The organism is Pedobacter roseus, from assembly GCF_014395225.1.
GTDB classification, from domain to species: domain Bacteria; phylum Bacteroidota; class Bacteroidia; order Sphingobacteriales; family Sphingobacteriaceae; genus Pedobacter; species Pedobacter roseus.
In genome coordinates, this window is record NZ_CP060723.1 from 3,628,518 (window position 1) to 3,652,710 (window position 24,193).

The 24,193-nt window shown below is 38.9% G+C and carries 23 protein-coding genes and 1 tRNA gene; 16 read left to right on the top strand and 8 right to left on the bottom strand.

Going from position 1 to position 24,193, the window contains the following annotated elements:
- Nucleotides 1–3 precede the first annotated feature (3 nt).
- The 5 genes from H9L23_RS14955 (at nt 4) to H9L23_RS14975 (ending at nt 3,356) form a co-directional block, all read left to right on the top strand.
- Nucleotides 4–77, top strand: a tRNA-Cys gene (locus H9L23_RS14955).
- 34 nt (nt 78–111) lie between these two features.
- Nucleotides 112–282 carry a hypothetical protein gene (locus tag H9L23_RS14960; RefSeq protein WP_029275070.1) on the top strand — a complete coding sequence of 57 codons (171 nt, stop codon included), beginning with the start codon at nt 112–114 and terminating at the stop codon, nt 280–282.
- 479 nt (nt 283–761) lie between these two features.
- On the top strand, nt 762–1,409 hold the full coding sequence (locus tag H9L23_RS14965) for an NAD-dependent epimerase/dehydratase family protein (protein WP_187591169.1): 648 nt from the start codon (nt 762–764) through the stop codon (nt 1,407–1,409).
- Nucleotides 1,410–1,507: 98 nt separating this feature from the next.
- Complete coding sequence (locus tag H9L23_RS14970; protein WP_246474700.1) at nt 1,508–2,551, top strand: MBL fold metallo-hydrolase; 1,044 nt, start codon at nt 1,508–1,510, stop codon at nt 2,549–2,551.
- A gap of 13 nt (nt 2,552–2,564) precedes the next feature.
- A complete protein-coding gene (locus H9L23_RS14975) occupies nt 2,565–3,356 on the top strand; it encodes a helix-turn-helix domain-containing protein (RefSeq protein WP_187591170.1) in 792 nt (263 codons plus the stop codon).
- 81 nt (nt 3,357–3,437) lie between these two features.
- Here H9L23_RS14975 and H9L23_RS14980 read toward each other — a convergent pair whose 3' ends face one another.
- The 3 genes from H9L23_RS14980 to H9L23_RS14990 all read right to left on the bottom strand — a co-directional run bounded on the left by H9L23_RS14980 (nt 3,438) and on the right by H9L23_RS14990 (nt 5,877).
- Nucleotides 3,438–4,466 (bottom strand): quinone-dependent dihydroorotate dehydrogenase, encoded by a 1,029-nt coding sequence (locus H9L23_RS14980; RefSeq protein ID WP_187591171.1) that lies wholly within the window; start codon nt 4,464–4,466, stop codon nt 3,438–3,440.
- Nucleotides 4,467–4,742: 276 nt separating this feature from the next.
- Nucleotides 4,743–5,393 (bottom strand): NAD(P)-dependent oxidoreductase, encoded by a 651-nt coding sequence (locus H9L23_RS14985; protein WP_187591172.1) that lies wholly within the window; start codon nt 5,391–5,393, stop codon nt 4,743–4,745.
- Nucleotides 5,394–5,466: 73 nt separating this feature from the next.
- A complete protein-coding gene (locus H9L23_RS14990; protein ID WP_187591173.1) occupies nt 5,467–5,877 on the bottom strand; it encodes an Rrf2 family transcriptional regulator in 411 nt (136 codons plus the stop codon).
- A gap of 167 nt (nt 5,878–6,044) precedes the next feature.
- On the opposite strand from H9L23_RS14990, the gene H9L23_RS14995 reads away from it, so the two are divergent.
- From H9L23_RS14995 to H9L23_RS15020, 6 genes are all read left to right on the top strand, one after another.
- Complete coding sequence (locus H9L23_RS14995; RefSeq protein WP_187591174.1) at nt 6,045–7,952, top strand: ABC-F family ATP-binding cassette domain-containing protein; 1,908 nt, start codon at nt 6,045–6,047, stop codon at nt 7,950–7,952.
- Between the two features lie 344 nt (nt 7,953–8,296).
- Nucleotides 8,297–9,574, top strand: coding sequence for a type IX secretion system plug protein (locus H9L23_RS15000; protein WP_187591175.1), 1,278 nt, complete (start codon nt 8,297–8,299; stop codon nt 9,572–9,574).
- A gap of 164 nt (nt 9,575–9,738) precedes the next feature.
- Nucleotides 9,739–10,704 carry a formylglycine-generating enzyme family protein gene (locus H9L23_RS15005; protein WP_187591176.1) on the top strand — a complete coding sequence of 322 codons (966 nt, stop codon included), beginning with the start codon at nt 9,739–9,741 and terminating at the stop codon, nt 10,702–10,704.
- A 17-nt stretch (nt 10,705–10,721) separates the two neighbouring features.
- The gene (locus H9L23_RS15010; RefSeq protein ID WP_187591177.1) at nt 10,722–12,041 is read left to right on the top strand and encodes a Gfo/Idh/MocA family oxidoreductase; all 1,320 of its coding nucleotides are present in this window, start codon (nt 10,722–10,724) and stop codon (nt 12,039–12,041) included.
- A gap of 59 nt (nt 12,042–12,100) precedes the next feature.
- On the top strand, nt 12,101–13,048 hold the full coding sequence (locus H9L23_RS15015; RefSeq protein ID WP_246474701.1) for an FAD:protein FMN transferase: 948 nt from the start codon (nt 12,101–12,103) through the stop codon (nt 13,046–13,048).
- A 15-nt stretch (nt 13,049–13,063) separates the two neighbouring features.
- Nucleotides 13,064–13,990, top strand: coding sequence for a hydroxypyruvate isomerase family protein (locus H9L23_RS15020; RefSeq protein WP_187591179.1), 927 nt, complete (start codon nt 13,064–13,066; stop codon nt 13,988–13,990).
- Nucleotides 13,991–15,013: 1,023 nt separating this feature from the next.
- On the opposite strand, the gene H9L23_RS15025 is transcribed toward H9L23_RS15020, so the two are convergent.
- Nucleotides 15,014–16,501, bottom strand: coding sequence for an alpha-amylase (locus H9L23_RS15025; protein WP_187591180.1), 1,488 nt, complete (start codon nt 16,499–16,501; stop codon nt 15,014–15,016).
- A gap of 187 nt (nt 16,502–16,688) precedes the next feature.
- Between H9L23_RS15025 and H9L23_RS15030 the strand changes: the two genes are divergently transcribed.
- Both H9L23_RS15030 and H9L23_RS15035 read left to right on the top strand, forming a co-directional pair.
- Nucleotides 16,689–17,210, top strand: a complete 522-nt coding sequence (locus tag H9L23_RS15030) for an acyl-CoA thioesterase (protein ID WP_187591181.1) — start codon at nt 16,689–16,691, stop codon at nt 17,208–17,210.
- 69 nt (nt 17,211–17,279) lie between these two features.
- On the top strand, nt 17,280–18,314 hold the full coding sequence (locus H9L23_RS15035) for a cation:proton antiporter (RefSeq protein WP_246474702.1): 1,035 nt from the start codon (nt 17,280–17,282) through the stop codon (nt 18,312–18,314).
- 330 nt (nt 18,315–18,644) lie between these two features.
- Here H9L23_RS15035 and H9L23_RS15040 read toward each other — a convergent pair whose 3' ends face one another.
- From H9L23_RS15040 to H9L23_RS15050, 3 genes are all read right to left on the bottom strand, one after another.
- The gene (locus H9L23_RS15040) at nt 18,645–19,211 is read right to left on the bottom strand and encodes a hypothetical protein (protein ID WP_187591182.1); all 567 of its coding nucleotides are present in this window, start codon (nt 19,209–19,211) and stop codon (nt 18,645–18,647) included.
- A gap of 154 nt (nt 19,212–19,365) precedes the next feature.
- Entirely contained in the window at nt 19,366–19,878 is a 513-nt protein-coding gene (locus tag H9L23_RS15045; RefSeq protein WP_187591183.1) for a hypothetical protein, read from the bottom strand.
- Nucleotides 19,879–20,131: 253 nt separating this feature from the next.
- Complete coding sequence (locus H9L23_RS15050) at nt 20,132–20,536, bottom strand: EVE domain-containing protein (protein WP_187591184.1); 405 nt, start codon at nt 20,534–20,536, stop codon at nt 20,132–20,134.
- A gap of 157 nt (nt 20,537–20,693) precedes the next feature.
- On the opposite strand from H9L23_RS15050, the gene H9L23_RS15055 reads away from it, so the two are divergent.
- The 3 genes from H9L23_RS15055 to H9L23_RS15065 all read left to right on the top strand — a co-directional run bounded on the left by H9L23_RS15055 (nt 20,694) and on the right by H9L23_RS15065 (nt 23,439).
- Nucleotides 20,694–21,194, top strand: a complete 501-nt coding sequence (locus H9L23_RS15055; protein ID WP_187591185.1) for a DUF2004 domain-containing protein — start codon at nt 20,694–20,696, stop codon at nt 21,192–21,194.
- 332 nt (nt 21,195–21,526) lie between these two features.
- Nucleotides 21,527–22,567, top strand: coding sequence for a hypothetical protein (locus H9L23_RS15060; RefSeq protein WP_187591186.1), 1,041 nt, complete (start codon nt 21,527–21,529; stop codon nt 22,565–22,567).
- Between the two features lie 416 nt (nt 22,568–22,983).
- The gene (locus H9L23_RS15065; RefSeq protein ID WP_187591187.1) at nt 22,984–23,439 is read left to right on the top strand and encodes a hypothetical protein; all 456 of its coding nucleotides are present in this window, start codon (nt 22,984–22,986) and stop codon (nt 23,437–23,439) included.
- 172 nt (nt 23,440–23,611) lie between these two features.
- Here the strand turns inward: H9L23_RS15065 and H9L23_RS15070 are convergent, their stop codons facing one another.
- Nucleotides 23,612–24,157, bottom strand: coding sequence for an REP-associated tyrosine transposase (locus H9L23_RS15070; RefSeq protein WP_187591188.1), 546 nt, complete (start codon nt 24,155–24,157; stop codon nt 23,612–23,614).
- Between the last annotated feature and the right edge of the window lie 36 nt (nt 24,158–24,193).

Sequence of the window (24,193 nt, forward strand, 5' to 3'; positions counted from 1 at the left end):
AAGGGTCGAGTGGCCGAGTGGCTAGGCAGAGGTCTGCAAAACCTTCTACAGCGGTTCGAATCCGCTCTCGACCTCCATTTGTACAAATAAAATAATAAAAAGGTTATTACCATGGCAGTTACCAGATTAAAAAGAAAAGACAGAAGAAATAAAAATACAGCTCACCAAGAGGTAGCATTTTTAAAGAGAGCAACTAACATCGAGTTAGGTAGCCGTTCTGCACAACCTAAAAACGATCAATTAGCTAAAAACAATGCTGTTTTAGCTGCTTTGGCAAAATAGTTTTTAGAACTAAAAATTTTTAAAGCATCCTTCTGATCAAAGGATGCTTTTTTTATGCCCCGATTTTTGGTAACAGATCCCTTTTATAGTTGTGGCTTCCTATCCTAGTCGTAGCGCCCTGCTACGACCATAGTTTACATAGTATCTTCTGACCATTAAGAAGTTAAAAACATTAAGACTTATCTCCCCTTAATTTTCTTAACTCCTTAATGGTATTAATTTCCATCATGTTATCCTGGCAACAATTAACAGCCAACATTAAGAAATAAAACATACCCTTCTAGATATTTATTTAAACCTTATACCAAATTCCCTCTGAGCCTTTCAACAAATTAAAATTGGACTTTTCAACAAAGCACAATTTACTTTTAAAATCGATCTTTGTCTTTTATAATCAGGTAATCAAAAAATAATTTGTTTTAACCTGATAAAAGCCGTAATTGTATATTAATTAGTCGGTAACCAATTTACATCATCAAATGAAGGTAATTATCACAGGAGCCACCGGAATGGTTGGCGAAGGGGTTTTGTTCGAATGTTTAGAAAACCCGGTTGTAAAAGAAGTATTGATTGTAAACCGCAGGCATTACGATTTTCAGCACCCTAAATTAAAAGAGTTAATTGTTAAGGACTTTACCAAACTGGAAACTTTTGAAAACCGGTTAGCAGCTTACGATGCCTGTTTTTATTGTGCGGGAATCAGTTCTGTAGGCATGAACGAAGAAAAATACAACTACATCACTTACGAAACCACCATGGCATTTGCCGAACAATTGATAAAATGGAACCCGGGTATGGTTTTCAACTTTGTCTCTGGCGGACATACGGATAGTACCGAAAAAGGGAAAATTATGTGGGCGCGCATAAAAGGCAAAACCGAAAATGCCTTAATGAAACTACCATTTAAAGCGCAGTACAATTTCCGTCCTGGATTTATGAAACCATTTAAAGCGCAAAAAAATGTAAAAGCACTATTTAAACCTGTGATATGGCTTTTCCCTATCCTATTGCCGAAAATATCATTAACCCTTAAGCAAGTTGGTCAGGCGATGATCAATGCGGTACAAAAAGGCTATCAGAAGCAGGTTTTAGAAATTGCCGACATCAAGATACTGGCTGCAAAATAATGAAAGCAAAAATGCGTCGTTTTTTTAAAATAATAAAAAACACATTTCTTTCTTTGCTTATTATCATAGCGATTTTAGCTGTTGTCACCTTTTTTTATATGCGGCAACCGCAATTTGGTGCTGAACCTGCAGGAGAAAGATTGACAAGGATAGAAAAATCATCTCATTACAAAAATGGACAATTCCATAACCAGATTGAAAAACCAACCATTTCGGAAGGCTATAGTATCGCAGGGGAAATTTATTCCACATTATTTAAAAGCCACCCCAGAACAAGTCCTGTAGATCATATTCCTTCTATCAAAACAAACCTCTTCAACATACCTTTAGACTCGAATGTACTGGTATGGTTTGGTCATTCCTCATGTTTTATCCAGTTGGATGGCAAAAGGATTTTGATTGACCCTGTCTTCAGCGAACGTGCGTCGCCATTGCCATGGGGCCCAAAAGCCTATGAAGGGAGTAATATTTACACCGCAGCGGATATTCCTACAATTGATTACTTGATCATTTCGCATGATCATTATGATCACCTGGATTACCAAACGGTGGTAGCGCTAAGAGATAAGGTAAAACACGTGATCTGCGGGCTGGGTGTAGGCGCACATTTCGAATATTGGGGTTATCCGGAAGAAAAATTGATCGAAAAAGACTGGAACGAGCAAATTAACATAGACTCGAATTATACCATTTACACCGCCCCTACCCACCACGAATCTGGTCGAGGCTTGCGTAGTGCAAAAACACTTTGGATGTCTTACATCATCCAATCTCCATCCATGAAAATATACTACAGTGGAGATGGCGGTTATGATAACCATTATGCCGAGGCGGGTAAAAAATTTGGCCCGATTGATTTGGCTATTATCGAAAACGGTCAATACGATAAAGCCTGGCGTTCGGTACATAACTTACCCGAAGATGTGCTGCAGGCGGCAAAAGATTTAAAAGCCAAAAGTGTTTTACCAGTCCATTCCTCTAAATTTACCTTGGGCAAACATCCATGGGACGAACCTTTGATCAAAATTTATGAACTCACCAAAGCAAACCATATTCCTTTACTTACTCCGATGATTGGAGAAATTGTATATCTTGATCATAGAAAGCAGCTGTTTAAGCAATGGTGGCGCGGAATTAAATAAAAACGGAGATTAAATGTTTACTAGAGTAGATAAAATCAAATCCTGTTACATCGGCCCAGCCATTTCGCCTGAGCAGTTTATTGCCGAACACTTCTTTTTATACCTGATAAAAGGTAACATACAGGGCTATGATGGAAATAAACGCTATAACCTTGCACCTGGCGAAAGCTGCATAGTAAGAAAAAATCATTTAGCCCGTTACAATAAACAAAAAGAAGCCAATCAATTCGAAAAAGTGGTGGTTATTTTTGATGAGGTTTTTTTGAGGAAATTTAAGGATAAACATCAGCCAAAACTGACCGGATTCAGCTCAGAAAATGTATTTTTAAAACCAAAAAAAAGTGGCTTCATTGCTGATTTTCTAAAAACCATTAGTCCGTATTACCAAAGTGGTGGAAAAATCGATGTAGATCATTCAGATCTTAGAAGAGAGGAACTGCTAAATGTCATCCTAAAAAGCAATCCGCGCTATGCAGATATTTTTTTCGATTTCGGAATCCCCGGAAAAATAGACCTCGAAGCCTTTATGAACAAAAACTATAAATTCAATGTCAGTAATAATCGATTGGCATTTTTAACAGGCCGTAGTATTTCAGCTTTTAAAAGGGATTTTAAAAAGATATTTAACGATACGCCCGGCCACTGGCTCCTCCAGAAACGTTTGCGCGAAGCACATTTCCTGATTGAGAACAAAAAGCACAAACCTTCAGAAATTTACCTTGATCTTGGTTTTGAAGATCTGTCTCACTTTTCTTTTGCTTTTAAAAACAGGTTTGGGTACAATGCTTCCAGTTTATCAACATAGATGGAATAAGCATTTGTTAAAAAGCACTTCGACTATGCTCAGTGTGACAAAAATGCACTAAAAATAAATAGGTTCTAAAAACTAAACCAATTCTTTACATATACTTTTGATCAATCCCGGTCCTTCATAAATAAAGCCAGTATATAACTGCACTAAAGAAGCCCCAGCATCTAATTTTTCTTTGGCATCTTTAGCCGAATGAATTCCACCCACACCGATAATAGGGAATGCTTTGTTCGATTTCTCAGAAAGATATCGGATTACTTCTGTAGAACGTTCTTTAACAGGTTTACCGCTTAAGCCTCCCGTTTGTGCTTTCAAATCTTTCTCAGTAGCCAGATTTTCCCTGCTGATGGTGGTATTGGTAGCAATAATACCTGCAATTTTGGTTTCAGCAACAATTTCGATGATATCATCCAATTGTGCATCAGTTAAATCGGGCGCTATTTTTAATAAAATCGGACGCGAAATATCGTTTTTACGATTGCGTTGCTGTAAGGTATTAAGAATTTTTTTAAGCGGCTCTTTCTCCTGAAGCTCGCGTAAGCCCGGGGTATTTGGCGAACTTACATTCACCACAAAATAATCTACCACATCAAACAAACGGTCGAAACATTTAATATAGTCGCTTACCGCATCTTCATTTGGCGTAGCCTTGTTTTTTCCGATGTTTCCACCCACCACAATGTCAGGATGTTTATCTTTTAGCAAACGTAAACGCTCCGCCATTACATCTACCCCTTTATTGTTAAAGCCCATCCGGTTAATCAGCGCTTCATCATTAGGCAAGCGGAACATACGGGGTTTATCGTTGCCTGGTTGTGGCATTGGCGTTACTGTACCTACTTCGATAAAGCCAAAACCTAAATTACTTAATGGCTCCACATATTCGCCGTTTTTATCAAATCCGGCAGCTAAACCAACAGGATTCCTAAATTTTATGCCGAAAACTTCGCGTTCTAATCCTTTAATATGAACATCAAAGCTGCTCCTGATAATGGTTTTACCCAAAGGAAACTTGTCATTAAACCACTTTAACCGCTTAACTACAAAATAATGTACGTTTTCAGGGTCAAATTTGAAGAATATTGGTTTAATAAGGCGATACATGCCACGAAGATAAGAACTTAATGGTAATTATGGAAAAAAGGTTAAATGTTGATGGGTTGATGGTTTGATAGCTCTTACCTTCAAATTTAGGTTGATGGTTCATGGGCGATGGTTTGATAGCCATGAGGTATAACCCAGCGTGCTATCGACCATGAACAATAAAACTATTAACCATGAACTATCAAACCATCAACCCTAGGCAACTCGGCCATCAACCATGAACTATCAGACCATCAACCCTAGGCAACCCGCCCATCAACCAATGAACAAACCTATCTAGTACGCTGCCGTAAACTGCTCCTGGTGGTGCGCGTTATTTTCAAGCTCATCAGCAATTACGATGGCTAAATCTTCAACAGATAAAATAGAACGGCCTTCTTCGTTAAAAACCGGACTGGTTTTACCTAAGCGGTATTTGCCTGTGCGGCCGGTGGTAATCCCCTGGTGCATTTCAATCGCCGGACTAAAAAACAACCAATCCAATTCTTTTTCCTGTTTTAAGGTATTAAAGTAATCTCTTACTGCAGTTGCTCCTGGTTTATATTCTGCCGGAAAATTTGGTCCATCTACAATCTGGTGCCCGTCAATCTGCAAAGTACCTGCCCCGCCAATAAAAATATAACGTTTAACACCTGCTGCTTTTACCGCTTTCTGTATAGCCTCTGCACCTTGCACCGTATCGTTATATAAATTCGGATTAGTCCAGCCGGCATTAAATGCACTTACCACTGCATCAGCACCTTTTAAAGCTTCAGCCAGTTTTTCTGTATCCAATACATCAGCTGCAACTTTATTTACGCTGCTATCACTGTTTTCAATTTTCGCAGTATCACGTGCAATGGCAGTTACTTCATTTCCACGGTTTACCAGTTCGTTTAAGATGGCTTTACCCACAAAGCCTGATGCTCCAATTAATGCTACTTTCATGTTATTCAATTTTTAATTTATTAATCTATGTTAAATTGTAATAATTTTTATTACAGTTTTAAACAAAAAAATTTTATTTAAACTTTGATGCGAAATCTGCCAATGTCTGCTTCGACAAATTCTCTATCAAAGCATTTTCTGCATCGCTGTAAAGTGAATCTAAATGCTGATTGATCTGTCTGCCAATCGGGCATTTTGGATTCGGTTCATTTTTGCTCTGCCCCAAAACATTATTATTCCTAACCGCACGGTAAACCTCACCCAGATTAATGTCTGCCGCAGCCCGTGCCAGAAACGATCCCCCACCTTTTCCTTCTTTACTTTCTACAAAACCATGTTTACGTAAATTTATGATTTCTTTACGTACTAAAACAGGATTAATGTTAATACTTCCGGCCAGATATTCTGAACTCACCATAGTGCCTTTCGCCTCATTTAATAAGGTTAAGATGTGTAAAGAGACTGGAAACCGGCTGCTGCTCATTCTGTAACTATTTTTATTACAGTACAAAAGTAAGAAGGTTTTATTGAAATCAAAATTTATTTTGCAATTTTTAATAAACGATTCTTCGCTGCGTTTAGGACACAGTGTTTTGCTATTTGACTTTCCATCTGAAAAAAGCCTTTAAATTTCGTACTTTTGCAGCCGAAATGATTTCAATAAATAATTTAACATTCCTGATCGGCTCGAGGGCCTTGTATGATGACGCGAACTGGCACATTAAACCCGGCGACAGAGCAGGCTTAATCGGCGCCAACGGGACAGGAAAATCAACACTTTTAAAAATAATAGTTGGCGAGTATGCGCCGAGTTCGGGTACTGTTTCGATGTCGAAAGACCTTAAAATAGGTTACCTGAACCAGGATTTACTTTCTTACGAATCGCACCATAGCATTTTGCATGTGGCCATGGAGGCTTTTGAGCGCCAAAACCAACTGCACGATGAAATTGAAGAACTGCTAAAAAAAATCGAAACTGATTATAGCGAGGAGGTTTTATTTAAACTGAGCGATAAACAACAGGAATTTGAAGCTTTAGACGGTTATAACATCGAATATAGGGCAAACGAAATCCTGGCCGGTTTGGGTTTTAGCACAGCTGATCAGCTGCGCCCGTTAAATACATTCTCCGGAGGTTGGCGTATGCGGGTAATGCTGGCGAAGATCTTATTGCAAACACCAGATATTCTATTACTGGATGAGCCTACCAACCACATGGATTTACCCTCTATTAAGTGGCTGGAAAACTATTTAATGGGTTTTGAAGGGGCCATTGTGATTGTATCTCACGACAGGTATTTCTTAGATAAAATTGTAAACCGTACGGTCGAATCGCGTAAAGGCAAGTTGAACGTTTATGCGGGTAACTATAGCTTCTATGTAGAAGAAAAGGCTTTACGGGGAGAAATTCAGAAAGGCGAATTTAAAAACCAACAGGCTAAAATCAAACAGGAAGAACGTTTGATAGAGCGTTTCAAAGCCAAGGCTTCGAAGGCAAAAATGGCGCAATCGCGTATGAAAGCTTTAGATAAAATGGAGCGCGTTGATGATGTGGATGATGATAATCCAACAGTAAACTTCGCCTTTAAATTCTCTAAACCATCAGGCAGGCATGTGGTGCGTATTGAACACGCCACTAAAAGCTATCCGAACGTACACATTTTAGATGATGCAGAAGGTGTAATCGAAAAAGGCGATAAAATTGCCTTGATCGGGGCAAACGGTAAAGGTAAATCTACGCTATTGAGGATGATTGCAGGTGCCGAAAAATTTGAGGGTTTTTGCGAAACAGGTCATAATGTTACCACTACTTTCTTTGCACAGCACCAACTGGAATCACTACACTTAAGCAATTCTATTTTAGAGGAGTTACAGGCTTTTGCGCCAAAACATAGCGATACCGAATTGCGTAGTATTTTAGGCTGTTTCCTGTTTACAGGTGATGATGTTTTCAAAAAAATCAAAGTGCTTTCAGGTGGTGAAAAATCGCGTGTGGCACTGGCGAAATCATTAACAACAGATTCGAACTTCCTGATTCTGGATGAGCCAACCAATCACCTGGATATCCAATCAGTTAATATCCTGATCCAGGCTTTACAACAATTTGAAGGTACTTTTATTGCGGTATCACACGATAGGTATTTCCTGGATAATGTGGCCAACAAAATCTGGTTTATCGAAGGCGAAAAAATCAAACAATATCCTGGTACTTATGCCGAATATGAGGAGTGGAACAGCAAACGCATCATTCCTGTGGCTAAACCTATCCCGGTTAAAATGCCGGAAAAACAAAAGGAAGCACCAAAACCGGTTACACCTAATACCGCCAACCAGTTGAAAAAACTGAATGACGAGCTTCAAAAAACAGAAAAACAAATTGCAGAGCTGGAGCAAAATGTTAAAAATATTGAAGCAGAACTGGCGGATGAGAATGTTTATGGTAAAGCCGATAAACTGGCAGAAACCAACAAACGTTATTTAGCTGTTAAGGCCGATCTGGATCAAAATCAGACTAAATGGGAAACGCTGGCGGCTGAAATTATGGAGCTGGAAGGTTAACTTAAGTTAATATAGATATAAAGCCGTCCCGATGTAAAATCGGGACGGCTTTTTTATTTTGCATTTTTTTGCCACGGAGATTAATATTTGGTTATGTCATGCTGAGGTACGAAGCATCTGTTTCATAGGTTGCAGATGCTTCGTGCCTCAGCATTACAGCGTATTCAAGGTTCCGGTGAGCAGAAAAATCACTGCATTTTTGACAATTATTTCCTTCTTAGACAGATCCCTCGGAAACGGTCGGAATGACGACACCCTGCAAAATCCTCCGTTTTAATCCGCGCATCCGTGGCTAAACTTAACAACAGACTTTGCCACTTCCCAATAAAACTTTACTTTTAACCATGCAGAAAATATTAATTCCGGTTTTATTTTTCATCTCTACCCTGGCTTTTGCGCAAAATGCCAACACTTTCACCAACGAGAATAAAATTTATCTTCCAAATATTAAAACAGTGCTTTGCTACAACAGCAATAAGGAACAGAGCATACCGGTAATTATGCTCAACTCATCAGAAACCATTACTTTTTCTTTTGATGACCTGCTCGCCGGAACCCAAAACTATTGGTACACCGTTGAGCACTGTAATGCAGAATGGCAACCTTCGCAGATTTCGAGCATTGATTATTTAGGTAGTTTTAATGACGACCGCATCCTGAATTACCGTTATTCATCCAATACCACCCGAAAATATACACATTACGAAATCAGCTTACCCAACACACAGATCCAGCCTAAAATTGGCGGCAATTATGTGTTAAAAGTTTACCTTGATGGCGACAAAAATAAACCTGTGATTTCGCAACGTTTTTATGTGCTAGATAGTCAGGTGGCCGTGGCAGCAGAAGTTACCAACTCGCTACAGGTCGAAAACAGAAATTACAAACAGAAAATCAATTTCACCATTAACCATACTTTTCCGATCCAAAACCCTTATCAGGACTTAAAAGCGGTGGTGATGCAGAATTTCAATCCCAATACCAGTCAGCTGAATACAAAGCCATCATTTGTACGACCAAACCAATTGGTTTATAACGACCTTAACACCAACGATTTTTGGGGAGACAACGAATTCAGGAAATTTGATACCCGTAGTTTAAGGTACAAAGCCGATAATGTTAAAGATATTTACCGCGATAACGAGTCGGTAAACGTAATGCTTTTTCAGGATGCATCGAGAGCTGTTGGCGCTTTTGCCAACCAGTATGACGAAAACGGAAACTTTTTTATCCGCAATACCGATGGTCGCGACGATAAAACAGAATCAGAATACATGGGCGTGCTGTTTACGCTAAATGCTCCTGCCCCCAGCGCAAACGGAGATACCTACGTGGTGGGCCGCTTTAACAATTACACCATGAGCAACGAAAACAAACTCCTTTATGATGCCAACAGAAAGCAATTTTATGGTAATGTATTGCTCAAACAAGGCCTATACGACTATGAATATGCCTGGTTTAATAAAGATACCAAAGTAATGGAAACCCGGTTTTTCGAAGGCGCATTCTTTCAAACAGAAAACAGTTATCAGATCTTTGTTTACTACCGCCGTCCTGGTGCCCGCTGGGATACCTTGATCGGTTTCACCAATTTAAGCAATAAGGTAACCGACAGAAGATAAGCGCTTTTCTTCAAGCAATATTAATTGTCAGTTTGACTTTTAATGTTACAATACCTACCTTTATTGTTACATTAATTTTCTTTGTTTTAAATGTGGTTATTTACTTTAGTGTTTCAGAAAGTGACCAGATAAAACTTAGAAAATATTCTTTCTAACCAAAAATTATGTTTAAAAAATTAATTGCCGCTGCATTAATCTTCAGTCCCTGCGTGCATATTTTTGCGCAAAACCCAACCGGTTCGTACACCCAATCCATCAACGGAACCAAATTAAAATTCGATATGCAGGCCATTCCGGCAGGTAAATTTAAAATGGGCAGCAAAGCAGGCAAACCTGACGAACAACCTGTACATGAAGTTAAACTCGATGCTTTCTGGATCGGAAAACATGAGGTAACCTGGGATATTTTTGAACGTTTTCTTTACCGCGATTACGAAAAAAAAGCCAGTGAAGGCGCTATACCTTCCGAAGTTGATGCTGTAACCCGCCCTACAAAACCCTATCTGGACATGACCTTCGGGATGGGCAAAGAACACCAACCCGCAGTAGCCATGACCCAATATAATGCCATACAGTTTTGTAAATGGTTGTATGTGCGTACCGGAGTATTTTATCGCTTACCAACAGAAGCCGAATGGGAATATGCCTGTAAAGCCGGTACAGAAACCAATTATTCTTTTGGCAACGATGAAGCTAAACTCGGCGATTATGCCTGGTATAAAGACAACAGCAGCAACAAAACCCATCAGGTGGGATTAAAAAAACCAAATGCCTGGGGTTTGTTCGATATGCACGGAAATGTTAGCGAGTGGACCTACGACCAATACCTGGCCGATTTTTATAACCAGGGTAAAGATAAAACCAGCGAAAATCCGGTAGCCCAACCCGAAAAACTTTATCCGAATGCCGTGCGTGGTGGCTCTTATGATGAAATACCCGGCAATTTAACTTCAACGGTTAGGCTGGCATCCGATCCATCATGGAAACAGTTGGATCCACAGATTCCGAAAAGCAATTGGTGGTTCCCGGAAGCACCATTTGTAGGCATGCGTTTAGTACGACCAGCTAAAACGCCCTCAAAGGAAGAAATAGATGCTTATTACAACAAACAACCTATAAAAGACTTTTAAAACCAAAAACTAAACACATGAAAAAACCAATTAACCAACAAGATCGTCGCGATTTTTTAAAAGCAACAGCCATGCTTGCAGGCGGCGCCATGTTAAGCAGCATTCCATTGGCCGGAGCTTATGCATCCGGATCAGACACCATTAAAATAGCTTTAATTGGCTGTGGCGACCGTGGTACAGGAGCAGCTTTCCAGGCTTTAAGCACCAAATTCAATATTAAACTGGTAGCCATGGCCGATGCTTTTCAAGATCGTTTGGATAGCAGTTACCAATCTTTAAGCTCAAAATTTGGCGCAAAAATAGATGTTCCGAAAGAACGCCAGTTTGTAGGTTTTGATGCTTACCTAAAAGCCATTCCATTGGCTGATGTAGTGCTGTTAACCACTCCTCCTGGCTTCCGTCCTATCCATTTCGAAGAAGCGGTAAAACAAAATAAACAGATTTTTATGGAAAAACCTGTTGCCGTTGATGCGCCGGGGATCAGAAAGGTATTGGCCGCTGCCGAAGAAGCCAAAAAGAAAAAATTAAACGTGGTAGTGGGTTTACAAAGACGTTACCAGACCAATTACCGCGAATCGATGAAACGCATTAACGATGGGGCCATTGGCGACATCATGTCGGGACAGGTATATTGGAACAGTGGCGGCGTTTGGGTTCGTCCGCGCAAAGCAAACCAAACCGAAATGGAATACCAAATGAGAAACTGGTATTATTTCAACTGGTTATGCGGCGACCACATTGTAGAACAGCACGTACACAATATCGATATTGCCAACTGGATCAAAAATGCACACCCGGTTTCGGTACAGGGAACAGGAAGCCGTGCCTGGAGAACCGGAAAAGATTATGGCGAAATTTACGATAACCACTCTATCGAATTAACTTATGCCGATGGTGCGGTAATTAACAGTCAGTGCAGGCATTTTGAAGGCATCAGCAACCGTGTAGATGAATCATTCCAAGGCACAAAAGGTAAAATATATCTCTCAGGAAGCAACCAGGCCATTATGAAAGATTATAGCGGCAAAGAGCTGTATAACCACAATACCAAAGGAAATGCCAACCCTTACCAAACCGAACACGATGAGCTTTTCGATGCGGTTTCTAAAGGAGAGTATAAATTTAGTAATGTAGATTACGCAGCAACCAGCACGTTCTCTGCTATTATTGGCCGTTACGCCACCTACTCTGGTCAAACCATTAAGTGGGATGAAGCATTGGCCGCCAACAACAGTTTATTGCCTGAGCGTTTTGCATGGGATGCCAATCCACGCTTAATGCCCGATGCAAACGGTTTATACCCTATCGCCATGCCAGGACAGGCAAAAGTGCTTTAAATTTAAAGATGCGTTATAGATTTTTATTTCTCCTGCTACCGTTGATTCTGGCTTTTTCTTTGAAAAAAGAAATCCGGCAATACAAAATTAACGGTTATGCACAGGGAACCGATTACGCTATAATGTATTATGCCACCGATAGTTTGGCCACCAAACAGGGCATAGACAGTTTATTAAATGAAATTGATTTATCGATGTCGCTTTACAAAAAGGGAACATTGATAAATCAGTTTAACGCTGCCAAAAAAGAGATCAAAACCGATCGTTTTATGAACGATGTGCTTAAAAGAAGTTTTGAGATCAATGCAGATACGAAAGGCATTTTCGACATCACCGTAGCACCTTTGGTTCAGGCCTGGGGCTTTGGGCCGAAAGAGGAAAAATCAGAACCCGATCCGGCTACCATCAAATCGATCCTCAGCTGCGTGGGCATGAAAAACCTGAAATTAAAAGATGGATGGCTCAGTAAATCAAAACCATGCGTACATATCGATTTAAATGGAATTGCACAAGGTTACAGCGTCGATTTAATTGCTGCTTATCTTGAACAAAAAGGAATTAAACAATATGTGGCCGAGCTGGGTGGCGAAATCAGGATATCTGGACCAAAACCCAATGGCGAAACCATGAAAATCGGCATCGAAGGTCCTGATAAAGATGGTACGCCCATAATCAGGCATATTGCCGCAATTAACTCCGGAGCCATTACCACTTCGGGCAACTACCGGAAATTTCATCAAAGCGGAAAGAAGAAAATCTCCCACCTGATCGATCCTAAAACAGGTTATCCTTTAGATAATGAGATGATCAGCGTTACCGTTTATGCCAACGATGCCATTACTGCCGATGGGTATGATAATGCTTTAATGGCCATGCACCTTAAAGAGGCCATTGCCTTTGTAGAAAGCCGGAAAAACCTCGAAGCTTATTTTGTGTACCACCAAAAAGATGGCAAAGTAGCCGATACGCTAACTACAGGATTTAAAAAATTAATTACACACCAATAGCCTAAAACCTAAGCGATGAAAAGAAGTGAATTTATAAGAAACAGCCTCCTTGCTGCTGGTGCTATTACCACAGGCGGAGGATTGACCAATACTTTTGCTGCAGAGAAACCAAATGATAAATTAAGCGATAAAACTTTTAACCTTGATTATGCACCGCACCAGGGCATGTTCCAAAACCATGCTGGCAAAAGCTTTTTAGATCAGATCCGGTTCATGTACGATAAGGGTTTCCGTTCCATAGAAGATAACGGTTATCTCAATCGCTCTGTTGAAGAACAGGAAAAAATCGGCAATTTACTGACGAAACTGGGCATGCGCATGGGTGTTTTCGTGGTAGACGGGGGCGATAACTGGAAGACTTCTTTAACTACAGGCAAAAAAGAGTTTAAAGATAAGTTTATCGAAACCTGTAAAAAATCGGTTGAAGCGGCCAAACGTTGCAACGCCAAATGGCTTACCGTGGTGCCAGGTTTTTATGAGCGTAATTTACCTTATGGCAACCAGTTTGCCAACGTAATTGATGCCATGCGTGCCGGTGCAGAGATTTTCGAGCCTCAAGGATTGATTATGGTGCTGGAAACTTTGAGTGATACACCAGAACTTTTCCTCCAAAAAACAAACGAAACTTATGCGGTTTGCAAGGCCGTTAAAAGTCCTTCATGCAAAATTCTGTACGATATTTACCACATGCAGCGCACCGAAGGCGATTTAATTAAAACCATCGATCGCTGCTGGGATGAAATTGCCTACATTCAGATTGGCGATAACCCGGGCCGGAAAGAACCAACAACCGGAGAAATCAATTATAAAAACCTGTTTAAACATTTACATGCCAAAGGTTACAAAGGCGTAATGGGCATGGAACATGGCAATTCTAAAACCGGAAAAGAAGGAGAACTGGCGGTTATTTCAGCATACAGGGCTGAGGATAATTTTTTGTAACCAATTAAATATTAATATTTAGCTGAGCAATTTTAATTCCCGGTTAGCCTGGAATCTGATTCTATTTACAAATTCGATTAGGGTTTCGTCATTCCCGCGCAGGCGGGAATCTTAAAGCTCATTGCATTAAGATTCCCAATCGAGTTGGGAATGACGATACTACGAAACAATTCATCTCGTTTAAATCCCATATCCTTAGGTTGGTTCCTATAGAACACTGCGTAAAATATCCCTCATAAAGGTTCAAAACTAAAATGATTTGGAAAGCAGGTTTCTAGAGCTTCGGTTCTGGTAGTCCTGCTCTGCACTTTATCCCGATGTAAGTTCACGGCCAATTTGATCGGATCAAAATCGGGATGTTCGTTCCGATCAGGTTTATTTAATTCAGGGCAGTGCTACTATTAGACATTTCCGTGCTGACGCCAATAATCTACATAATACATAGTTCGTTAGTGTGGTCGTCATTGCTGGCCGGGATTGAGGGTAGAAGAATATTATAATTAATTGTACCTACAAGACAGACTCAGGCAGTGATCACTATTGCTCAGTCAATCTTATGGCTTATTGCATTAAGATTCCCAATCAAGTTGGGAATGACGATACCTCTAGAGAATTCATCTCCATTAAACACCAATTAAGATCCGATAACCATGTTCTGTGTCCCCACAGAACACCGCGTAATATCCAAAATTATTATAAATGGTTTATGAGGATACAGACCAAGGATTGAGCATCTTGTTTGCTCTATATATTTCCGTCCAGCTAGGCCTTGCCACAGTATCCACGTTTTACTTAAATCCGGCCTAATAAATTTTTCGGACTCCACTGATCAAGCCACCCCACTGGCTTCGAAAGAAAAATTTTCAGCCGGTGTTTTTTGTTTCTTTTTGACACCAAAAAGAAAGAGCCCATCGGCGGCGGCGAGCCGAGGCAAGACAGTGCACCAGGGCAAGAAAATAAAACTCGACATGACGCCCTCCACATAAAATTCTGTGACACAGACCACGGATTAGACAAAAGCTCCTACCCCACTTTCAACACCCAAACCGATACACTGCCCGCATTGCAATGAAATTCAGCCCAGCCGTTTTCATCTATAACTACTTCCTGCTCTCTATAGCCTAGCGCATCAACAAAGGTTTTTCCGGCGAAACGTTTGCCGATTTCCATTTTTTTATATCCTTCTTCGCCTGTACTTAACAATACCGCAAGTCCGCTGTTTTCATGTTCCTCATCCCCTTCCCTCGTCCAGCCCACACAATTGCCATGATCAAAATAATCGCGTTGCTCACCATAAGCCAGGGCGCTACGGATTTTACTCATGGTTTCTACCGCCGGGATCGCTACCAATTCAACATGAACCTGATTTCCTTCCTGATCCTGATCATCGTAAATGCCGCCATACAGATCAGGGAAAAACAAACAAGGAATGCCCTGTAAACGCAATAAAATCATGGCATAAGCCAAGGGCCTGAACCAAAAATCGACATAAGATTCCAACGCTTGTAAAGGTTGCGAATCATGGTTATCCACAAAAGTAACCGCCAGTTCCGGCTTCACCTGCACCAAAGTATCATTAAAAATGGTTTGCATATCGAAACGCTCATCCTTACTGGCCGTAAAAAAATTATGGTGTAAGAGCGAATCAAATATTTGGGTACGACCTCCCGTAAGCTCAATATATTCCAGTTGTCCTTCTATATCTACCACATTCCAATCTTCGGCCACGATAAAAAACTCGCGGTTAAATTTCTGGTTCAAATGGTCAATCCATTCCGTTATAAAACCCGGGTTAATATGTTTTACCGCATCTAACCTAAAACCATCCACCTTAGTGGTTTCTACCACCCATTCGCCCCAATATTTTAATTCTTCTACTACGGCACGATTGCGGTAATCAATATCATTAAACATCAGGTAATCGTAATTGCCGAGCTCGGTAGAAGGAACTTCTTCAAACCCTTCACCTACATTATTCTGGATAGAATAAATGGCCGATTTCTTAAGGTCTTCGGCCCAGTCTACCCCGCTAAAACAATTGTGGTCCCAGATAAATTCAGAATATTTGCCTTGTCGCCCCGGGAAGGTAAACTTTGTCCAGGCTTCTATTTCAAAAACATCACTCGTAAATTCATTTCTGTTATCAGGGTTTACTGTTCTCACCTTCACCTTTTCCACTTCATCGCCACCGGCCTTATGGTTAAAAACGATATCGGCCAAAGCATTTACACCATTTTCATGCAGGGCTTCAATGGCCTTAATATATTCGTCTTTAGCGCCATATTTGGTATTTACGCCTCCCTTTTGGTCAAATTCACCCAAATCGAATAAATCATAAGTGGCATAACCCACATCGTAAGCGGCGTTGTTCGATTTATAAGCCGGCGGAAGCCAAACTGCTGTAATCCCTATTTCTTTTAAATGAGTGGCTTCGGAAGCCACTTTTGTCCATAAATTTTGCGCTTCGTTATAGTACCAATGAAAAAATTGGATCAGTGTCTGGTTCTGCATTAACTTAATTTTTTATGACAACAGGATTCGCATTGAATTGTTTTTTGCATGATGCCCGCTGATTTTACTCCTTACGCAAAAATTACAATCTCCATAATAGTTCAGATCATCAGCAAATCCCATTAAAATCTATCAGAATCCATTTAGGATGAGATTTAACATACATTTTTGTTACTTTTGCGTTCAAATGAGCCCTAAAAAGAAATTCGCCAAAGAAAGTTTTACCATCATGAACGAGTTGGTACTGCCAAATGATACCAATACCTTAAATAACCTGATGGGTGGCCGTTTGCTGCACTGGATGGATATTGCGGCTGCTATTTCTGCTCAAAAACACTGTAACCGCATTGTGGTTACCGCTTCTGTTGATAATGTTTCTTTTAAGCACCCTATTAAACTGGGCGATGTGATTACCATTGAGGCTAAAGTAACCAGGGCATTTAATACTTCCGTAGAGGTTCGTTTGGATGTTTGGGCAGAGAATATTCCAAGTGGTGCCCGCCAGAAAAGCAACGAGGCTTATTATACTTTTGTTGCGGTAGATCAGAGTGCGCGGACCATCCCCGTACCGGAGCTGATACCAGAAACACCCGAAGAAACTGATCTGTTTGATGGAGCCCTTCGCCGCAGGCAATTGCGCCTGGTTTTGGGTGGAAAAATGAACCCCGACGATGCCAGTGAGCTGAAAGCACTTTTCTTTAAAGCATAATTTTTACAATAATTTACTTCTTGCTTCGCTTGATTGTTTTATTTTAGCGGCTTACCTACGCTGAAAAATATGACAACTTATACCATTCTTATTATTTTAAGCGGATTAGTTATTTTTTCTTATCTGTTTGATTTAGTGGCCAGTAAAACCAAAGTTCCATCGGTTTTATTGCTGCTTTTATTGGGCATCGGTTTGCGTTTCCTGGTCGATTATCTTAAAATACAGACTTTTAATTTTCTATCCATACTCCCTACTTTAGGTACAGTAGGTTTAATTTTAATTGTTTTTGAGGGCTCCCTCGAACTTAAATATGATCAGCATAAAAACAAGATCATCAAAAGTGCTTTTTTTTCAGCTTTAACCATTTTGCTCGGCACCATCAGCGTAATTACGACCATCATTTACCAGATTTCGCACCACGATTTATATACCTGTATTGCCAATGCCATTCCTTTTAGCGTAATCAGTTCGGCTATTGCCATTCCATCGGCCGCAGCCTTAAACAATAAGGATAAAGAGTTTGTGATCTACGAATCGTCTTTCTCTGATATCCTGGGTATCATCATTTTTAATTTCACCATTACCAACCATTCGGTTAATACCTCCGCATTTATCGGCCTGGGCTTAAGTACCTTTCTCATCCTGTTGTTATCGGCCATTGCCTGTGTGGTGTTGTTGTATATTATGGGCAGGCTGGTACACCACATCAAGTTTTTCCTGATTATCGCCATACTCATCCTGGTTTATGCCATCGGTCAGTCTTACCACCTCTCTTCGCTGGTGCTGATCCTGAGTACAGGTTTATTCCTGAACAATGCCGATACCATCCAGCATGCCTGGTTCAGGAGTATCTTTTTATACAAAAATTTAACAGCCGATTTATCGCAGCTTTACCAGTTATCGGCAGAAAGTGCCTTTATTCTACGTACCTTCTTTTTCGTTATTTTCGGTTTTACAATGAACATCGGCGAACTGAACAATAAGATTGTACTGGCCAACGGCTTCTTCATTCTGATCACGATATACTTGATCAGGATGCTCTTCCTTAAAATATTCAAAAAGGATAATTTAGGCCCGATTTTATACATCGCCCCCGCGGACTGATCAGCATTTTACTTTATTTTAACCTGCCGGCCTCCCTAAAAATACAGGAAGTGGGTACACCGTTTTTGTTCCTGGTGGTATTGGGCTCGAGCATAGTAATGACGCTGGGGATTACGCTGAGCAATAGAAATAAGTTAGTTCAGTAGTTTATTGGTTCAGTAGTTCATTGGTTCATTGGTCATTGGTCATTGCGTTGGTGCTACATGCCAAATTGGTTAATGGTTTATTGGTTGATAGATCATGATTGATAGCCTGAAGCCATAGATTAGCAACTTTGGACTAAAATAGATTTATTAGACTCTGGACTTCAGACTAAGGACTTCGGACTCCCTAATGCTTAATCGTAGATGAAATGGATTTTAGCTGCTGCAATTCTGCCAAAACATTTGGATTGGCCTGATAATAAATGGAATAATAACTCAGTTCGTTTATTTTACTGGCTTCTTTTTGATGGAGATTAAACCTGGCGACATTTGGGTTAATGGCATGGATGGGCAAGGCAACAGCATTGGCAATTGCGGTAAAAATAACAGAGAAAAAAGTAATTCCAGCTTCCTCTTCTAAGGTTGGTGCTTCTTTGCCCCATTTATCTACCAGTTTTCCGCGGGCATCTATTTTGTATTGATCGGGGTCCTGTGTACCTATTTTTATCAGGTTCATCCCTTTATAACCTTTTTTAATCGTACGGATCTGTACCGTTTTAATAATGTTTAAGGGAACGGTAACAAATTCGCCATCATGATTTAAAATTACGCTTGCCGAATCTACCTTATATAAAATCCCCTTTTGTTTACCCTTTTCAGTTTTAATCACAGCAATATAGGGCTTCACATTTTGCGCCATGGCAAAGCTTAGGGAGAAGAAAAAGAGGAGGGTAAAGTAGATAGACTTTATCATGTTATTAGTTTATTTGGTTAATTGTATAAACTGGTTAATCGGTTAATTGTATTAATTGGTTAATTGATTAAATCGGTTAACCGAGGCCAACTTCAAACCAGTAAACCGACTAAAGACTACCGACTCAGGACTTTGGACTAAATAAGCCTGGCGCTTAACGTTTATCAATATAGTGAGCTTTGGAATAGATTTCCAATTTTTTATACTCAGTGGCAAACAGTTTTACATCTTTATTGATGTTCAAAAACATTTTTTTAGCCTTTAGTTCGGCAATGAGGCCATAGGTTGTACCTACTGCAGCCCCCAAAGTGGTAGCAGCCAAAAACGTCACAAGTTGCTCGTTGCCAGATGCATTGTTGCTATCTGTAAATGCCAAAGAGCCAATAGCTGCGCCGGCAAGCGTCCCGATTAGAAATCCTTTACCAGTGTTGATGCCTTTTTTCTTTAAGCGGATGCTGATGATATTTTTAGCGCGGAGCATGATGTAATTTCCATAACCATCATTCACAGCGACACCTTCAGGAGAAATTTTCTCTAAAGTACCTTTTACAACAGGTAAAGAATCAGAAACCACTTTTACCTGGTAATTGATAAATTCCTGCGCTTTAACGCTGTTCAGAAACAGGTTACTGATCAAAAAACAGAGCGATAAAAAGAAAATTTTCATTGGAGAGCGGTTTAGTTGGTTAGATTGGTTAATCGGTTAACTGTTTAAATCGGTTAATTGTAATAATTGGTTAACTGGTTAATTGTTAAAATCGGTTAATTGTTAAAATCGACTAAAGACTGCTGACTCAAGACTTCGGACTAAATTCAATCAATCCACTCCCAACTCCAAACGCCCAACTCCAAACTTTAGTGCGTAGCATTAGGCGCTTAGCGGGAAAACTCCAAACTGAAAACTCCCAACTCCAAACTAATCAACTTCCCATTTCCAGAATTTTATCAAACTCAGTAGCTTTTAGTGGCATTACCGATAAACGGCCCTGGCGCACTAAAGAGATATCTGTTAAACTTGGTTCAGCTTTGATCTGCTCTAAAGATACCGGATTTTTCAGGCTTTCTACCGGCGATAAATCAACCACTACCCAGTTGGCATCATCGGTGGTTGGATCCTGGTAAAACTCCCTCACCACTTTAGCAATGCCCACCACGTTTTTCCCTTCGTTACTGTGGTAAAAAAGTACTAAATCGCCTTCTTTCATGGTTTTGAGGTTATTCCTCGCCTGATAATTACGCACACCATCCCAAAAGGTACGGCCATCTTCGTTAAATTTTTCCCAACTGTATTTAAAAGGCTCTGATTTTACTAACCAATGGTTCATTGTATTTCTTAATTTAAAGCCCAAAACTAACAAAACAGAACGGATTAGGAAATAGGTTTGAAAGAATGAGTTTTCAAAATATTAAGAATTGATTAGTTTTTCGGAATATCATTTTCAATGAAAATTAATATCTTGTGAATATAAATTAATAATAAAAATGGCAGAATACGCTTTACCATACTTCGGAAACTTATCAACAGAAAATTTAGAAGAATATTATGATGTTGATATTGAATTAAATGGAAATGAAATTCAAGTAGACCTTAACTTTGAACACCAGACGGTTGACACATTAATACTGGGCAAAGTAAAAAATTTCATTGAAAAATTAGAAAAATTTGACAACCTGAATAAGACATATATTCTCAATGACTATAATGACGAAGATGGCGACACAGTAAAATTTTACTTAGAACACCATCTTGAGGAAGTTGATAAAGAAGACCTTACAAAACTTGTAAACTTTGCCGACACCATAACAGAACCCGAAAAGCAACTTTTGTCAAAATTGAAATTAGTTAGAGTTGGTCTTTATCCTGATAATGAAGATAACTTCGCCATTTTTGACTACTCAATTGGAAAGGATATAACAAATTATTTGGTAGTAATAAATACTGATGAGAACGGACAACTGGACTATATGACAATGGAAAGCTAATACCTACTACCACCATCCATTACTAGCGCAAGTCTTAGCGTTTACGCTAGTTGACTGAATGGCTTGTGCTTAGCAGATATTTAATTGACTGATTTATTAAGCACAAGTCAGGCCAATACTTTGGCCAGGGGCACTAAGAGTTGCGCTAGATGTGGTAAAAGTAAAATTTTTGGTAAGCATTTCAATTGTCATTTAGACTTTTTTTCACTTGTTTCAATTAAATATGCTTTGAACATTATTTGTTATATTTCCGTAGTTAAGATTATATTAAATCATGCTATATTTACGATTGATATGTTAAATTATAATTTAATAACATTGATTTTAATAGTATGAAAATAGAGATAAATTCCATAGATGATGATCAAGTAATCGATAGTAAGTTTGTAACTGCTAAAACAAACTATGGATATGCATTAGAAGTATTGTACCCCCTGATTGATCGGTTAGATATTCAGCGCAATTTGCAAAACCCTTCATTTTACAATAGACTTCGGTTGGATTTATTAAAAGGTTGTGTTATGCCGCCTATAACGTTGGCACTAGTCGTAGAAAAGGGAAAACTGCCTTCAAATATAAAAGATGCAGAGGCGTATATAACTTCAAATATCTCGAATGCGTTTGTTTTAGATGGCATTCAAAGGTTAAACACATTGCACAGAGCTTCAGAACAATCAGATGATGTTGAGAAAATCGATAATAGCAGACCGCTATTCTTAAATATACTTATTTGTCTTAAGCCAGACAACCTGTTGTATAGGATGATAACGTTGAATAATGGTCAGAAGCCAATGTCTGCCAATCATCAGATTGAGATACTTCTAGGAAATATCTATAAGTTCAAAGACCTCGATATCATTATTAGTACCGAGAAGGAAAAAGGAAAAAAGGGCAAATATGAACATTCTTTTAACAAATCGGATATCATAAAAAGTTACCTAGCTTTCCTAGCTAAAAGTACAGCTATAGATAATAAAAAGATTATCGAAAGCAAAATGGATGAGTTATTGGCGAATAAAATAATTGCGTCTAAGATAACAGAAGATAAGATTCAATTCAACGATGTTATCACTTTAATAAATCGCCTTTCTTCATCGGAATATTTGATGAAGTGGTTCAGTAATACAAACAATATTATCGGCTTTAGTGTGGGTATAAGGAAATCGTTTGATTATGTAAACTCTGATGAAATTGCGAATGTTGAAAATGCCTTTAAAGTATTTGAAATGGCTTTCAAAGCTTTAAACCTATCCACCATAAAATTGAGTAAAGAGAGAAGAAACCTATCAAGTTTTTTTATAGAGCAATATAACGTTTTAAATGGTCTTGGTGAAATTGATCTCTTGGACAAGTTGAATGAAAATGTATTATAATGTCAACGTTTACATATAGTGAAGCAATCGAAAACAGGTTTCTGAGATATTTGCGGCCTGAATTTGTTCTATCTAACACAAGAAACGAAGCCAAACTTATAAGATTATTAGTTGGAACTCTCGAAGTTACGAACAAATATAGTACAGAGGTTTTTGATCAATTCGTAAACTACTCTGATCTTGGAACTACAGTAAATTCTAGAGTTTCAACACGACCTATAACGACGTGTTTGGCTACAGTATCCATCGATGATATTTGCGACTATTTACATCGCACGAGATACTTAAATAATGATTTTTTTCTTAATCTATTGGAGGAATTCTCATGTTACTTTTATAAGAAATCTAAAGGTGCTTACACAGTTGGATTTTTACATTTGTATAGGATATTAGAATATATGTCTTATAGTTTCCCTATGATATATGCCTCATTGTCCAGGGATTATCATGGAAGCTTCAATAAGCTTAAGAATTTCTTCGATAGTTCAAAGAGTGAGCTTACTTTTTTTGACGAGTTTGTAAAAAAACTGCTTGACACTAGCTTGCTAGAAAGTCCACTAATTTTTAATTTCAATACACTATCACCCGATTTGAACAAAAACCACTTTGTGATTATCAAGCAGTTTCTAACAGATAACAATATTGATAATCAAATCCAAAATGTTTCGATTACAACCAGTTATCAGCATCTTTTAAAGCTTGCTATTGATTTAAGAAATAGGTATTTTCATTTTGCGGTTGGGGGACAACGTAATATTAGATCTATTGATATAATTGAGAACGATGTATTCTTTAAGATTATTAATGAGGAATTATGTAATTGGCTAAGTATAATATATTTTGATATACTTGCTGTATCTGCCAATAAGTAAATGCATAAATACAATAATGTTATGGCAATGAAATTACTGATAATAGGGATTTGTATCTTATTCAAACAACTAGTACCCAATAACATGAAATTTAAATGATGAAAAGCATATTGATCTTTCTAACTCCCCCTCGCTAGCGCACGCGTCCCGCGTGTGCCTTTTTAAATCACCACTACAATTCCTCCAAATCTATCAGTCCTTTATCTCCGCTATAATCAATGGCGCTGCTATATTTCCAATGCCAGGCCTCGTTAACAAAACCCGATACAACCGGATTATCATGCAGGTAATCTGCCTTTTGCTCAATAACTGCAGTACTCCATAATTCTATTGGTTTATTGTTATGCTGCCAGAACTGATATTCCTTAACATTGCTGCTTTTTGAAGCTGCCCGTTTAAACATCCAGAGCAACCATTCTTTTCTACTTTCCCGATTATTTTCTTTAATTGCTTTAACAATTTGTTTAGATGTATATTCTTTTATTCTGCCTAATAAGATATCTGGATTTTTATTTTTTGCACTAAATATTAAATGGATATGACTTGGCATAATACACCAGCAATAAAGCTCCAGGCCCAGGTTTTTCTTACAGTAAGTCAGGCTATCTACAATAATATCGCAGTATATATAGCGTGTAAAAATATCTATCCAATATACTGTTGCAAAACTCACAAAGTATAATCCTTCCTTATTATGGAATTTATATTTACGACTCATTTCTTTACTTTTTTTTACACGCTTGCGCTATTGAAA